The 14,551-nt window shown below is 67.0% G+C and carries 11 protein-coding genes; 4 read left to right on the top strand and 7 right to left on the bottom strand.

Annotated features, from left to right (window positions below; all coding sequences use genetic code 11):
* The first annotated feature begins 95 nt into the window (after positions 1-95).
* The 3 genes from bioA to bioD are packed head-to-tail and all read left to right on the top strand — an operon-like array spanning position 96 to position 3,428.
* Positions 96-1,493: an adenosylmethionine--8-amino-7-oxononanoate transaminase gene (gene bioA / locus V9K97_RS15055; protein ID WP_337319000.1), complete on the top strand. Its 1,398-nt coding sequence runs from the start codon at positions 96-98 to the stop codon at positions 1,491-1,493.
* Complete coding sequence (gene bioF / locus V9K97_RS15050; protein ID WP_337318998.1) at positions 1,477-2,709, top strand: 8-amino-7-oxononanoate synthase; 1,233 nt, start codon at positions 1,477-1,479, stop codon at positions 2,707-2,709. Before bioA ends, bioF begins: the two co-directional genes overlap by 17 nt.
* Positions 2,706-3,428 (top strand): dethiobiotin synthase, encoded by a 723-nt coding sequence (gene bioD, locus V9K97_RS15045; protein ID WP_337318996.1) that lies wholly within the window; start codon positions 2,706-2,708, stop codon positions 3,426-3,428. Before bioF ends, bioD begins: the two co-directional genes overlap by 4 nt.
* A 13-nt stretch (positions 3,429-3,441) precedes the next feature.
* Here the strand turns inward: bioD and V9K97_RS15040 are convergent, their stop codons facing one another.
* Positions 3,442-4,491, bottom strand: a complete 1,050-nt coding sequence (locus V9K97_RS15040) for an aldo/keto reductase (RefSeq protein WP_337318994.1) — start codon at positions 4,489-4,491, stop codon at positions 3,442-3,444.
* A gap of 223 nt (positions 4,492-4,714) precedes the next feature.
* On the opposite strand from V9K97_RS15040, the gene V9K97_RS15035 reads away from it, so the two are divergent.
* On the top strand, positions 4,715-5,710 hold the full coding sequence (locus tag V9K97_RS15035) for an AraC family transcriptional regulator (protein ID WP_258506397.1): 996 nt from the start codon (positions 4,715-4,717) through the stop codon (positions 5,708-5,710).
* A gap of 21 nt (positions 5,711-5,731) precedes the next feature.
* Here the strand turns inward: V9K97_RS15035 and V9K97_RS15030 are convergent, their stop codons facing one another.
* From V9K97_RS15030 to V9K97_RS15005, 6 genes are all read right to left on the bottom strand, one after another.
* The gene (locus V9K97_RS15030; protein ID WP_337318992.1) at positions 5,732-8,101 is read right to left on the bottom strand and encodes a phosphoketolase family protein; all 2,370 of its coding nucleotides are present in this window, start codon (positions 8,099-8,101) and stop codon (positions 5,732-5,734) included.
* A gap of 35 nt (positions 8,102-8,136) precedes the next feature.
* Positions 8,137-8,382: a BON domain-containing protein gene (locus tag V9K97_RS15025; RefSeq protein ID WP_337318990.1), complete on the bottom strand. Its 246-nt coding sequence runs from the start codon at positions 8,380-8,382 to the stop codon at positions 8,137-8,139.
* Between the two features lie 170 nt (positions 8,383-8,552).
* Entirely contained in the window at positions 8,553-9,968 is a 1,416-nt protein-coding gene (locus V9K97_RS15020; protein ID WP_337318988.1) for a DUF5666 domain-containing protein, read from the bottom strand.
* Entirely contained in the window at positions 9,965-10,807 is an 843-nt protein-coding gene (locus V9K97_RS15015) for a DUF6502 family protein (RefSeq protein WP_258506393.1), read from the bottom strand. Before V9K97_RS15015 ends, V9K97_RS15020 begins: the two co-directional genes overlap by 4 nt.
* Positions 10,808-10,925: 118 nt before the next feature.
* Positions 10,926-11,420: a GspH/FimT family pseudopilin gene (locus tag V9K97_RS15010; protein ID WP_337318986.1), complete on the bottom strand. Its 495-nt coding sequence runs from the start codon at positions 11,418-11,420 to the stop codon at positions 10,926-10,928.
* Between the two features lie 31 nt (positions 11,421-11,451).
* Complete coding sequence (locus V9K97_RS15005) at positions 11,452-14,529, bottom strand: pilus assembly protein (protein ID WP_337318985.1); 3,078 nt, start codon at positions 14,527-14,529, stop codon at positions 11,452-11,454.
* Positions 14,530-14,551 lie beyond the last annotated feature (22 nt).

Here is a 14,551-nt window from a genome sequence, read left to right as displayed (position 1 = left end):
CTCAAACCGTCAGCATCTCGCATCGGAGCCGGCGGTTTGCCGCGGCCGATCTGCGTCGATACGATCCCGCGCCTTGCTCCTAAAGGATTACGCGGATGCCGCCAACGACTGCTACCCACCCGACGCCCGCGCCGTCAAAAAACGCGAGCTGGCAACAGCGCAGCCGGCGCCACGTGTGGCATCCGTGCACGCAGAGCATCCGGCTGGAGGCTGTGCCACCGCTGCCGATCACGCGGGGCGAGGGCGTCTGGCTCTACGACCACGACGGCCGCCGCTACCTCGACGCGACGAGTTCGTGGTGGGTCAATCTCTTCGGCCACGCGCACCCGGCCATCAACGCCGCGCTGAAAGACCAGCTCGACACGCTTTCGCACGTGATGCTCGCGGGCTGCACGCATGCGCCCGCGGTGGAGCTGGCCGAGCGGCTCGCCGCGCTGACCGGCCATGCGCTCGGCCATTGCTTCTACGCCTCCGATGGCGCATCGGCGGTGGAGATCGCGTTGAAGATGAGCTTTCATGCGTGGCGCAACGCGGGCCGCAGCGGCAAGCGCAACTTTGTCGCGCTGCGCAACGGCTACCACGGCGAGACGCTGGGCGCGCTGCATGTGACCGATGTGCCTGTGTTTCGCGATGCCTATGCGCCGCTGCTCGCGAACGCGCACCTTGTTGCCTCGCCTGACGCACGGGCCGCACTGCCTGGCGAAGATGCAGCCGACGTGGCACGGCGCGCCGCCGCCGAACTGGAGGCACTGCTGGCCGAAAGCCATGCGTCGATTGCCGCCGTGATCGTCGAGCCGCTGGTGCAATGCGCCACGGGCATGGCCATGCACGACCCCGAATACCTGCGCCTGGTGCGCGCGCTGTGCGACCGCTACGGCGTGCACCTCATCGCCGACGAGATCGCAGTGGGTTGCGGGCGCACCGGCAGCTTCTTCGCGTGCGAGCAGGCCGGCATCTGGCCCGACTTTCTTTGCCTCTCCAAGGGCATCAGCGGCGGCTACTTGCCGCTGGCGCTGGTGATGACGCGCGATGCGATCTACGAAGGCTTTGTCGACGACGACGTGGCGCGCAGTTTTCTGCATTCCCATTCGTACACCGGCAACGCTCTGGCCTGCCGCGCTGCCATTGCAACGCTCGACCTGTTCGAGCAAGAGGATGCGCTGCGGCGTAACCGAGCGCGCGCCGAACGGCTCGTCGGCCGGTTGCGCGAAGGGCTGCGCGGAATACCGGTCGATCACCTGCGCCAGCGCGGAATGATCACGGCCTTCGACGTGCGCGAACCTGGTGCCCGGTTTGCCGAGCGCTTCCATCTGGCCGCGCGAGCGAACGGGTTGCTGATGCGGCCGATCGGCGCCACGGTGTACCTGATGCCGCCGTATGCGATTGGCGATGGCGAGATCGATCTGCTGGTCGATGCAACGCTGGCCACGCTGCGTGCGCTCGACGTGCCCGGCCGCGCGGAACAGGGGGGCCGCGATGTCGCGCTTGCTTGAGCGCCTCGAGGGCGAGGTTGCAGTGCTCGACGCGCAGTCACTGCGCCGCAGCAGGCAGATTGCCGAGACGGCCTGCGCGCCCGAGCAGACGCTGACGCTTGCCGGCGCACAAGCGCAGCGCGCCATGCTCTGCTTCAGCAGCAACGACTACCTCGGCCTTGCCGCGCACCCGGCGCTGGCCGCCGCATTGGCCGAAGGCGCGGCACGCTATGGCACGGGCAGCGGCGGGTCGCACCTGGTGCTTGGCCATTCGCGCGCGCATGCGGAGCTGGAAGAGCGGCTCGGAGACTGGATGGCGCCCTTCATTCCCGAGGCGCGCAGCCTGTTCTTCTGCACGGGCTATATGGCCAACCTTGCGGTGCTGTCGGCGCTGGGCGGCGCCGAGGCGGTGATTTTTTCGGAGTCTCTCAACCATGCGTCGCTGATCGACGGTGCGCGGCTCGCCAAGGCGCGGGTCGAGCGCTATCCGCATTGCGACCTGGCCGCGCTGGATGCGCAGCTCGGCGCCTGCGAGGCGCCCGTCAAGCTCATCGTGAGCGATGCGGTCTTCAGCATGGACGGCAACATTGCGCCGGTGGCCGGGCTGCTCGCGCTGGCGGAGCGCCACGATGCCTGGCTGGTGCTGGACGACGCGCACGGCTTCGGCGTGCTGGGCGCCACGGGGCGCGGCGTGCTGCAGGCGGAGGGCCTGCGCTCGGAGCGGCTGGTGCTCGTCGGCACGCTTGGCAAGGCGGCCGGGGTTTCGGGGGCGTTCGTGGCGGCGCACCGCACCGTGATCGACTACCTGGTGCAGCGGGCGCGGCCGTACATCTTCACCACCGCTGCACCGCCGGCCATTGCGCATGCGCTGATTGCAAGTCTCAGGCTGATCGAAGGCGAAGAGGGCGATGCGCGCCGGGCGCGCCTGAAGGCACGCATCGCCCAATTGCGCCGGGGCCTCGGGGCCATCTTGCCTCCCGACGCCAGCGCGTGGCTGCCGGAATCGCCCACCGCGATCCAGCCGCTGATCGTCGGCGGCAACGCGCGTGCAATGGAAACGATGGCGCAGCTGGATGTTCGCGGCCTGCGCGTGGGTGCGATCCGTCCGCCGACCGTGCCCGCCGGCACCGCGCGCCTGCGGATCACGCTCTCGGCCAGCCACAGCGAGTCCGATGTGGCCCGGCTGGTCGATGCACTGGGCAATGCATTGGCGCAGCAGCCAGAGGTGCACCAATGACGCCCCGCCGCTGGTTCGTTACCGGCACCGACACGGGCGTCGGCAAGACGCTGGTCAGCAGTGCAATGCTGAGCCTGCTGGCCGACTCCGGCCTGCGCTCAGTCGGAATGAAGCCGGTGGCGGCGGGCCTGGATTGGGTCGATGGTGCGTGGCGCAACGACGATGTCGAGCAGCTGAATGCCGCAGGCAATGTCGATGCGCCGCTGGCGCTGCGTTGCCCCTACCTGCTGCGCGCGCCGATGTCGCCGCACCTGGCGGCGCGGGAAGAGGGCGTGCGCATCGAATTGCCGCCGCTGCTCTCGGCCTTTGCGGCGTTGTCGGCGCGTGCCGACGCGGTGGTGGTCGAGGGGGTTGGCGGGTTCTGCGTGCCTTTTGGCGACGACCTCGACAGCGCAGACCTGGCCGTGGCGCTGGGCTTGCCCGTGGTGCTGGTGGTCGGGCTGCGCCTGGGCTGCCTGAATCACGCGCTGCTCACGGCCGAAGCCATCCGGGCGCGCGGCCTCATGCTGGCAGGCTGGGTCGCGAGCATCGTCGAACCGGAAATGCTTGCGCCCGAGGCCAACCTGCAGACCTTGCGCGGCCGGCTCGGGGCGCCCTTGCTCGGCGTGGTGCCGCATCTGGCGGAGGCGTCCGCGGCCAATGCCGCGCGGCATCTCGACCTGCGGGCATTGCGCGCCACCGGGGCGCACCCGGCGCGGCGGGCTGCCGCGCTCGCCTGAGCTGGCCAGCCGCTCAGCCGCGCTGGCCTGATTCCGCCAGGCGCTTGGCCCGCGCGCCGCCTTGGCGTTCGAGCATCCAGCCCGGGTATTCGGACGGCAGCGCGCTCACCTTGTCGAGCGTCGCAAGCTCATCGGCGTTGAGCCGGATGCCCGTTGCGGCAATGTTGTCGTCCAACTGCTCGACGCGCTTGGCGCCCACGATCACGCTGGTTACCACCTGCTGGTGCAGCAACCATGCCAGCGCGATCTGCGCCACCGACACCTTGCGCGCCTCGGCCAGTTCGCGCATCGCGTCGATGCAGTCGTAGGCCCGCTCCACATTCACCGGCGGAAAGTCGAAGGTGGTGCGGCGGCTGCCTTTTTCGGCTTCGGTATTGCGCCCGTACTTGCCGCTGAGCAGGCCGCCCGCCAGCGGGCTCCAGACCATCAGGCCGACGTTTTCGCTGCGCAGCATGGGCGCCAGCTCGCGCTCCAGGTCGCGGCCCGCGATGGTGTAGTAGGCCTGCAGCGATTCGAAGCGCGCGAGGCCCTGGCGCTCGGCAATGCCCAGCGCCTTCATGATCTGCCAGGCGGCCCAGTTCGAGACGCCGACATAGCGCACGTGGCCTTGCTGCACCAGGTTGTCCAGCGCGCGCACCGTTTCCTCGATGGGCGTGACCGGGTCGAAGCCATGGATCTGGTACAGGTCGATATGGTCGAGCTGCAGGCGCTTCAGGCTGGCCTTCACGCCGTCCATGATGTGATAGCGCGAGGCGCCGGCCGCATTGGGGCTCTTGCCGGCTTCGCCGAAAACCTTGGTGGCAACCACGACGTTGTCGCGCGGCACCTTCAGGTTCTTCAGCGCCTGGCCTGTCATGGTTTCCGAGAGGCCTTCGGAATACACGTCGGCGGTGTCGATGAAGTTGATGCCAGCATCCAGCGCCCGGCCGACCAGGCTTTCGGCCTCGGCCTGCTGCAGGTTGCCGATGTGGCCCCAGATGCCGCTGGCGCCGCCGAAGGTCATGGTGCCGAGGCACAGCTCGGAAACGAACAGGCCGGTGCGGCCGAACTTGCGGTATTGCATGGAGAGGTCCTTTGCGTTGGAGGGGCGTCGGCAAAAAGTATCCGCCCGCGGCCCCCGGGCCGACGAGCGCGTTTCTGCAAAGTCTTTGCCTATTTCTCCAGACCTATGTCCAGGCCCGTGCAGATTCATGAGTGCGGCGCTAAGCTTTGAACCACCCGATCCTCCACGCTGCCCGCACGCCGGCGCAGACTTCGTTGATCCAACTCCGCGACAAGGCCCGAACATGTCCGACGAAACACCCGAAACCACTGCCGCCATCGCCCAGCCGATGCCCCTGGAGCCCGAACTCGACGAAGCCAGGAAGGAACTGGTGGCGCTGATCAACCGCATCACCGGCGGGCGCGACGGCACGGTGGAAACACCGGTGGCCGGCCTGCAGGTGTTCTGCATCAGCAAGCCCGACGGTCCCAAGCACGCCTTTGCAACCCCGGCGCTCGGGCTGATTGCCCAGGGCTCCAAGCGGATCATCGTGGGCGACGATATCTATGTGTACGACCCGATGCACTACCTGGTGACTTCGGTCGACCTGCCCGTATGCGGCCAGGTGCGCCTGACGAGCGACAACGAACCCTATCTCGGCGTGCGGCTGGAACTGGCAATGGACGACATCGGCGAGCTCATCGGCGACGAGAAGCTGCCCGCCAAGGCCAATGCGCCCGCCTCGCGCGGCATGTACGTCAACCGCATTGCCATGCCGGTGCTGGAGCCGGTGCTCCGGCTGCTGCGGCTGGCCGAATCGCCCGAGGACGTGCCGATCATGGCGCCGATCATCAAGCGCGAGATCATGTACCGCCTGCTGGTGAACGGCGAGGGCGCGCGGCTGCGGCAGATTGCATTGCAAGACAGCCACACCCAGCGCATTGCCAAGGCCATCAGCGCGCTGCGCGTCAACTATGCGCAGTCGCTGCGCATCGAAGACATGGCGCGCGCGGTGCACATGAGCGTGTCGTCGTTCCACCATCATTTCAAGGCCGTCACGGCCATGAGCCCGCTGCAATACCAGAAGCAGCTGCGCCTGCAGGAGGCGCGCCGCCAGATGCTGATGGCAGGCGCCGACGTGGCGAGCGCCGCGCACAGCGTGGGCTACGAGAGCCCGTCGCAGTTCGCCCGCGAGTACGGCCGCATGTTCGGCGCGCCGCCGCTGCGCGACAAGCGGCGCTGGCTCAGCGACGCCGAGAACGACGCGCAGCTGGGCGGCGCGACCATGGCGGCGGCCTGAGCAAGGGCGCTGGCGCGCCGCTCAGCGCGCCCAGCGCCAGTTCTCGATCTCGGGCATGTCCTTGCCGTGGCGCGTGACATAAGCGCGGTGCTCCAGCAGCTTGTCGCGCAGATGTTGCTGCACATGGCTCGCGCTGTTGCGAAACCGCTCCACCCGGCCTATGGCATCGGCGGCCAGGTGAAAGCGGTCCAGCCGGTTGAGCACAGTCATGTCGAACGGCGTGGTGGTGGTGCCTTCTTCCAGGTAGCCATGCACATGGAAGTTGCCGTGGTTCGTGCGCTTGTAGGTCAGCCGGTGGATCAGCGACGGATAGCCGTGGAATCCGAAAACCACCGGGCAGCCGGTGGTGAAGATCGAGTCGAAGTCCGCATCGGGCAGCCCGTGCGGGTGCGCATCGGGTGACTGCAGCGCCATCAGGTCGACCACGTTCACCACACGCACCTTCAGGTCCGGCAGCATCGTGCGCAGCAGGTCGACCGCGGCCATCGTTTCGAGCGTGGGCACGTCGCCAGCGCAGGCCATGACCACGTCGGGCATGGCGCCTTCGTCGTTGCTGGCCCAGGTCCAGACGCCCAGGCCCACCGTGCAGTGGCGCACCGCGGCATCGATGTCCAGCCACTGCGGGCCGGGCTGCTTGCCGGCGACGATCACGTTCACATAGTTGCGGCTTCGCAGGCAATGGTCGACCACGGAGAGCAGGGTGTTGGCATCGGGTGGCAGGTACACGCGCACCACCTCGGCCTTCTTGTTCACCACATGGTCGAGAAAGCCCGGGTCCTGGTGGCTGAAGCCGTTGTGGTCCTGCCGCCAGACGTGGCTGGTGAGCAGGTAGTTGAGGGAGGCGATTGGCCGCCGCCAGCCGATGCCGCGCGTTACCTTGAGCCACTTGGCATGCTGGTTGAACATCGAGTCGACGATGTGGATGAACGCCTCGTAGCAAGAGAAGAAGCCGTGGCGCCCGGTGAGCAGGTAGCCTTCGAGCCAGCCTTGGCAGAGGTGCTCGCTGAGCACTTCCATCACGCGGCCGTCGGGCGACACATGGTCGTCACCGGGCAGGATCTCGGCGGTCGAGGTCCGCGCCGTCACGTCGAACAGGTCGCCGAGCCGGTTCGAGGCGGTTTCGTCCGGCCCCATCACGCGGAAGTTGCGTGACGCTGCGTTCAGGCGCATTACCTCGCGCAGGAAGCGGCCCGCCACGCGCGTGGCCTCCGCGTCCGACGCGCCGGGCGATTCGACCGCAACGGCATGCTCCCGGAAGGGCGGCATTGCCAAGTCGGTGAGCAGCAGGCCGCCGTTGGCGTGCAGGCTGGCGCTCATGCGCTTCGCCCCCTTGGGCGCAAGGGCCGCAATGTCGGCACGCAACGCGCCGCCGTCGTCGAACAGCTCCTCGGGCCGGTAGCTGCGCATCCAGTCTTCGAGCAGCGCCACATGGCCTGGCTTGCCGGAAAAACCCGTCAGCGGCACCTGGTGCGAACGGAACGTGCCCTCGACCGGCACGCCGTCCACCTGGCGGGGCCCGGTCCAGCCCTTGGGCGAGCGCAGCACGATCATCGGCCAGCGCGGCCGTTCGCTGAAGCCGTTTTTTCGCGCGCGGGCCTGGATGGCGTGGATGTCGTCGAGCGCCTTGTCGAGCGCTGCCGCCATCAGGCGGTGCATCTGCGCAGGATCGTCGCCGGCCACGAAGTACGGCTCGTGCCCATAGCCTCTCATCAGTTGTGCCAGTTCTTCGTCGCCGATGCGTGCGAGCACGGTGGGGCCGGCAATCTTGTAGCCGTTGAGATGCAGGATGGGCAGCACCGCACCATCGCTCGCGGGGTTCAGGAACTTGTTCGAATGCCAACTCGCCGCCAGCGCGCCGGTTTCCGCCTCGCCGTCGCCGACCACGCAGCAGGCGAGCAGGCGGGGGTTGTCGAACACGGCACCGTAGGCATGCAGCAGCGAATAGCCGAGCTCTCCGCCTTCGTGAATGGAGCCCGGCGTTTCGGGCGCCACATGGCTCGGAATGCCGCCCGGAAACGAGAACTGCGTGAAGAGCTGTTTCAGCCCTTCGGCGTCCGGCCCGACATGGGGGTAGACCTCGCTGTAGGTGCCTTCGAGGTAGGTGTTGGCGACCACGCCCGGGCCGCCGTGTCCCGGCCCGGCAATGAAGATGGCATCGAGCTCGCGCGCGTTGATGACCCGGTTCATGTGCGCGTACACGAAGTTGAGGCCCGGCGTGGTGCCCCAATGGCCCAGGAGGCGCGGCTTGATGTGGGCCAGCTCGAGCTTCTCGCGGAGCAAGGGGTTGTCCATCAGGTAGATCTGGCCCACGGACAGGTAGTTGGCCGCGCGCCACCAGGCGTCGAGAAGCGAGAAGTCCTGCTCAGCCGCAGGCGGGGAGGTAAGAGGCATGGGCTGCTTTCTTCGGGTTGCCGGTACCCGAAGTGTCAAAGCTTGGGCGGTGTAACGGCTTGATGCGCATCAACCGTGGTCAACTGGTTCACGATGGTTCCGATGCCTTCGGCGCGGCGCACGGCGCGCTCCACGGCGGTCTTCAGGCGTTCGCTGGCAAGCCTGCCCTGCAACGTGACCACGCCGCCTTCCACGCACACGTCGACATCGCATCCCACCACTGCCGGGTCCCAGTTCAGCTGGGCGAAGACCTCGTGCCTGAGTTCAAGATCGGGGTTCATTCCAAACCTTTCGAAAAAGAGGTTGTTCGAACAGGGCCGTTCTTCTTCTTTTTCGTCGCGCTCAGCTCACAGGATGCCGCGATCGAGCCGGAGGTGCAAATGCAACCCCTGGGTTTTCTCGGGCGTTTTTTGGGGCACGCGCCGGCCGGCTGGACGGCGCGGCTGCGCGTCTATGGCGTGAAGGTGACGCGCTTCGCGATGAGCACGCCGTTTTCGACCGTATCGCCGACCACGGTCACGCGGCGGCCGTTGGCCAGCTGGACGATGGTTCCGCCTTCGAACGCGGTTCCGGGGCGGCCGGCGTCCACCTGGCGGCCCTGCACCCGGAAGTTGGAGGGCGACTGGTAGCCGCCGATGGCACCGATCAGCGTGAAATCGACCGGCCCGCCGACGCCCGGGACGTTGCGGATGCGAAGTTTCTTCACCACCAGCACGCCGTTGGTCATGAAGCCGTCGAGCTCGACCTTGACGCCGTTGCCGATCGACGACGCCAGGCCGCCGGTGATGAGGGCGTTGGATGCATTGACCGCAGTGCCGAGAACCTTGAAGTCGCCGAGCCCGTTGTAGTTGGCGACGATGCCTGCGAGCTGCACCGCCGCGGTGTTCTGGGTGGGTATGGCATACCAGCCCTGCACCTTGGTGGCGTTGAAGATGCCCGCAAACGGAGCCACGGTGCCGCGCACGCGGACGATGGCGCCCTCGGCAAGGGTGGATTCATCGATGCCGCCGGAGAACAGGGCGCCGTTGTACCTCACCGTGATCTGTCCGAGCATGAAACTCTTGCCGAGGCGGTCGAGGTTCTGCACGAATCCGGTGACCAGTGGCTCGGCCGAGGCCGGCTTCAGCTCGACGCGGGTGGCACGCAAGGTGCCCGGCGTAGAGGGCAGGCCCCATACCTGTACCTGGCTTGCGGCGACCAGGTCCGACAGGCTGTTTCCGCCGCTCCATACGGTGGCGTTGTCGGTGGTGACCGTGGTGCCCATCACCACAAAGCTGCCGCCTGCAAGGTCGATGGAAGAAACCGCGCCGCGCAATTCGGCCGCCGAAAACACCTGCTGCGCCGTGGCCGCGGTGAACTGGTTGTCGATCTTGCCGGCAATGCGCACGCTCATGCCGATCTGCAGCTCACTCGTGTCTTCAAGGCTGAAGGTGGCGGCGTCCGTGTTGTAGCGCACGCCGTTCAGGATGATGCTGCCAATGCCGCCCACGGAGCCTACGCCCGTCGCGTCGGCGGTGCTCACGCCGGTGCCGCCCGAACCCACGCCCGAACCGTCGTCGGTGCCGTTGCCCGCCGTGCTCGTGCCATCGCCATCGCCATCGCCACCGGTGCCCGTGCCCGTGCCCCCGGTGCCTGCACCGCCCGTGCCCGTACCGTCGGATCCACCTGCGGTGCCGGCGCCGCCGCTACCGCCGGTGCCCGTAGCAGGGGAGCCGTCGCCGCTCCCGCCACCCACGGCCGCGCTGCCGCCAAGGCCCACGCCGCCGACGGAAGTTCCGCCGCCGCCACCCCCTCCGCCGCACGAGAGCAGCAGGGCCATTGCTCCGGCAAGGAGGATGCCGCGCATCCAACGGTAGTGGTTCTTCATGGCGTTTTTTCTTCCCGCTTGGGGGCGACGACCGGCGCAAGCGGCGCGGCGTCGTCTTCATAATAAGTGTAGATGCCGACCCGGATGCGCCCTTTGGCGCCGTTGGGGGCGCGGTCGACGGCGCGCGTCATCTCGCCCGCCAGTTCGTGGTGCAGGGCGGACCAGCGTTCGCGCACCAGCTGATGGATGCTCTCGCAATCTTCCATCCCCAGGCCGCGCGCGTACACCGCGCGCTCGAGCATTCGAGGCTGCTCGCCAAGGGTGTTGGACACCGCGGCCAACAGATGGTCGCGGCCGTTATCGCCCAGAAACGCCAGCATGGCTTGCAGGTTGTCCACCGGCACGAATCCGTCGACCTTGAGTTCGGCGCAGCCGTCCTGCTCGGCCGCCATGTTCAGGCGCACCAGCTCGTCCAGGATGGCGCGGTGGTGCACATTGCCGCGGCTGCCGAGCCGTGCCACGGTTTCGAAGGAGGGAATGTCCTCGGCGTCGGCGGTGATCGGGAGCCGCTGGTAGGCCTGGTTTTCCGACACCATCTGCAGCCACAGTGTGAATGTCTTGGCCGCGGCCGAGATTTCCGTGTGGGGCAGGGCATCCACCGGAGCGCGAACCTTGGAAGTCACGGCCTTGCGATTCAGCCCGGTCGTGACCGACAGCTGGCTGATATTGGGCTTTGCCACACCCTGCTTGCGCCAGGAGCGCGTGGCTTCCTCCAGCAGCAGGTCGCGCAGCAAGACTTCCAGGTGCGGGTGCTTCACCCCCATGGCCAGGGCGAGCCGCACCACCGGCCGCAGAATGCGGCCGCACGCGGCAAGTGCCCAGTCCAGCTGGTGTTCCATGAAATGAGACGTTTTTACTGATTCAATCGCGGTGCAAGGGCGTGAACTGACGGGCCCCGAGGCCCGCGTTAGTGCACTATTGTCCGCATCGCCGAGGATCGCACAAAAAAGACCTCATTCATGCACCACAGGTACCCACACTGGTTCGGGTGATCGATGAACGCCCGGTGGCGCTGATTTTCACCACCCGCTCCTGGTTGCCCACGGGGCTGGCGCGGCAGATCGTGATGTCGGCCGCGGTGCCGCCGACGCCGGTGGCGTCGAAGCTGAGGGCGCTGAGTCCGCCGCTGTCGCGCATCTGGTAGCCGCTGGCCGCGGCCGGCTGCTTCTGGATCACCTGCCCGCCGTTGCTGATGACGATCCAGCCGGCCTCCCATTGGCCGTTGGTGGCGCAGGCCGTGCCGTTGGCCGAGGCGCACAGCGTCACGGCCGCGTTGCGCTTGATCGCTTCGCTGCGCGCCAGCTGGCTGCCGGCCACCAGATCGGTCGCGTAGGAAGTCAGCCGGCTCGAAAGCCGGATGTTGTCGAACGAGGGGACGGCCACCGACACCAGCACCACCAGCACCACGATGGTGACCATCAGCTCCACCAGCGTGAAGCCACGTGTTCGCATGCCGGCGGTTGTCTGCACCTTGCGCACCCTTTTACTTCTGGATGAACCAGTAGACGCGGCCCTTGGGCTGCGTGAAGGCGGTCTTGACCGCGGCACCCTTGGGGCTCAGGAACGAATCGGGGTTGGCGCCGATCACCACGTCGCGGAAGCTGCCGTTCACCATGACCCGTCCCACCACGGGCGAGGGCGCAAGGCCGCCGCCGACCACGTTCTGGAACCGTGCGCCCTGCGCGCCGGCGTTCAGGTAGGCCAGGTTGTAGACGTTGGCCGTGCCCAGGTCGGCGCGGCACGACTGGCGCACCGACGGGTCGGTGGGCGTGTGGGTGTTGAAAGTGGTGTTGCCATAGGCGGTCACCGACGAGGTCACCACCTGTTCGCCCGGCGCAAGCACCAGGTACCAGCCCTTCTTGGCCGCCAGGGCGGTGGGCGAAGGCTCATCGGTGCCCGTAATGGCCAGCAGCGAGCCGTGGCACAGCAGCGAGTTGCCGTCGCAGTTGCCCGATTCGCTGGTGAGCCAGGTCGCGTCGGCGGGCTTGTCCACCATCATGTAGAAGCGGTTGGAGACGCTGAGCGCAGCGGTGTAGGAGCGCAGCGGCTTTTCGCGGTCGCCCGATCCCAGCAGCAGCACGTTCATGCCGTTGTCTTCGACCACGTCGGGGCCGAACATGAACTTGCGGTTGGGCGTGCAGGTGGTGCTCGCAACATCGCAGCCGAGCGAAGCGATCTTGGTCATCGTCCAGCTGCCCGGTGCGGCAGCGCCGATGGCAATGCGGTAGACGTTGCCGCCCAGGTCGGCCGCATAGGCGATCTTGGCCAGCCCCGCGCTGTCGTTCACGACCGTGACTTCGCCGGTGACCCCGCGGTCGGTGATGAAGGTCTTCAGCACATTGCCGGTGCTGGCATCGAGCACGTAGATCCTGTTGCCCTTGGCCGCCGCCCCGCAGGCTTGGGCCGCAGCGGTGGTGTCGACGTCTTCGCACTTGTCGTAGCCGCCACCGAACATCACCATGGGCGTGCTGCCCGAACCGTAGCCGGCCGACTTGACGATCTTCGGCGCCGACCAGGTCTGGCCGATGCCTGTCATGTCGTTTGCACCCGTGTCGCAGCCGACGTCATTGTCCTGGTTCGGGCAACCCCTGCGCCACTTGAGAATGGGCGAGGCGGGGTTCGACACATCGAAGGCATAGACCAGGCGCCCGCCGCGGCGCATGCTCGCGTAGAGCCAGGCTTCGTTGCCCTGGCGGTAGGCCGCCATGGCACCGTCCATGCCGTAGGGCTTGGGGGCGGTCGCGCCCACGCTGACCGGCAATCCGGGAAAGTTGATGCGCGTGGTGTTGTCGTACAGCCGCTTGATGCTGCCGTAGAACTCCGGCGGCACAAAGGACCACATCTCGCTGCCGGGCGCAGCGGAGCCGATGGCGGCGCTCTGGTTGCCGTTGACCGCGCGCAGCATGCCGTCATTCGCGCCGTAGAACACCACCACCTGTGGCTCGCTGTCGCTGCCGTAGTTGATGGCCACCGGACGCGAGTGCACCACGTCGCCGTGCACCGAAGGGCGCATGGCCGTGGTGGAGGTGAGCGGCGTGCCGTCGGCGGCACGGCGCTCGTCACCCTTGTTGTCCAGGCCGCGAAGCCATTCGATCAGCGCAGTGCGCTCGGCGTCGGTTGGCACGCCGAGCGCCTCTTTGGTGATGCCTGCGGTATTGCCGGTGGCAAAGCTCGTCAGGATCGAGCAGTCGTCCGCAGCGCAGGTTTTCACGTTGCGATCGGCCGTGAGCAACTGCCGCAGCATGTAGCCTTGCGCGCCTTTTTCCACCACGTTGCCGTCGGGGCTTTCGGCGGCCTCCTTGCCAAGGCAGTCGCCGGCGGGGCGAAAGCTCCAGTAGGCATCGGTGGTGCTTGGCGCCGGTGTCCAGAAACTTCGCGCGCAGGGCGCGATGAAGCCGGTCTGGTTGTTGATGGCGTTGGTGTCGGCCGCGTCCTGCAGGATCAACTGGTTGTTGGTGTCCAGGCCGAGCTTGTACTGCTTGAGATTGCCGTTCCAGCGCGGATAGGCGGAATCGTCGGGCCGGAACATACCCACGAACACCTGGTTCAGGTAGGTGCCCTGCGTGTTCACGCTCACGGGCAGGCTCACTGACGAGAAGACGCTGTTGACCGACTGGATCTTGCTGAAGATGTCGTCCAGCGCCTCTTTGAGCGCTACGCCCAGGTCGACCTTGGCGCTGAGGTCGTAGTACTCGCCTTTGCTCTGGCCGGCCATGCTCTTGAGCAGCGCGCTCCAGCCCGGCCCCTGGCCGCCGGTGGCCTTGGCGGCCTCGACGGTGTAGACCTTCACGCCCATGCTGGTTTGCAGGAACTTGGCCCATTCGTCTGCCACGTTGTCCTGCGAGCCGCTTGGGCTCAGCGGGATCATGGTGGTGGTGCCTCCGGCCGCGCGCAGGGCGTTGGTCGAGGTGGTGGTGTCGCTGTTGTTGTCTTGCGCGGCGCCGTTGCTGATGTAGATGACGTAGGTGCCGATGCAGTTGGTGGTGTTCGGCCCGCGATAGGTGCTGCTGTTGATGGCCGCCAGCGGATTGTCCGGAAGCGCATAGATCGCCTTGGACGCCGCGGTACCGAAGACATTGCCGGTGTAATCAGCCTTGGCCTTGTTGTTGCCGCCCATGGGCGCGCCGCTTGATAGATAGCGGTAGACCTCGGCCATCATCTTGCCGGCCTTGCCGCCATTGGACTTGTCGTCGAGCTTGTCGAAGCTGCGGATCAGCGCGCCGTACGTGCGCCTGTTGTCTTCGTCCATCATGCGCACGCCGGCACGCAGGTAGGCTCCGTCGATATTCGAATTGCCGCCGCCCGTTTCGCTGAACATCATCACGCCGACCTTGAACTTGCCGACCGGCAGGCTTTCGAAGGCGCTGGCCAGCGCATTGATCTCGGCGGTGAAGGGCTGGTTCCAGTTGGCCGTGTTGTCCAGCACGAACAGCACGTTGGGCGCGTCCGTCACGGTCTGGTTGTAGCCGACGAAAAGATCGATGTCCTCCGCCTGCGCCGCGGAAAGGCCGAACATCAGCAGCGCGGCGGCCCACAGCGGCCGGAAGAAGTTCTTTTTCATGATGTCGATCCGTTCATCGTCG

Origin of the sequence: Variovorax sp. CCNWLW186, from assembly GCF_037203865.1 — a bacterium.
Taxonomy (GTDB): domain Bacteria; phylum Pseudomonadota; class Gammaproteobacteria; order Burkholderiales; family Burkholderiaceae_C; genus Variovorax.
This window is presented reverse-complemented; position numbering and strand designations above follow the sequence as displayed.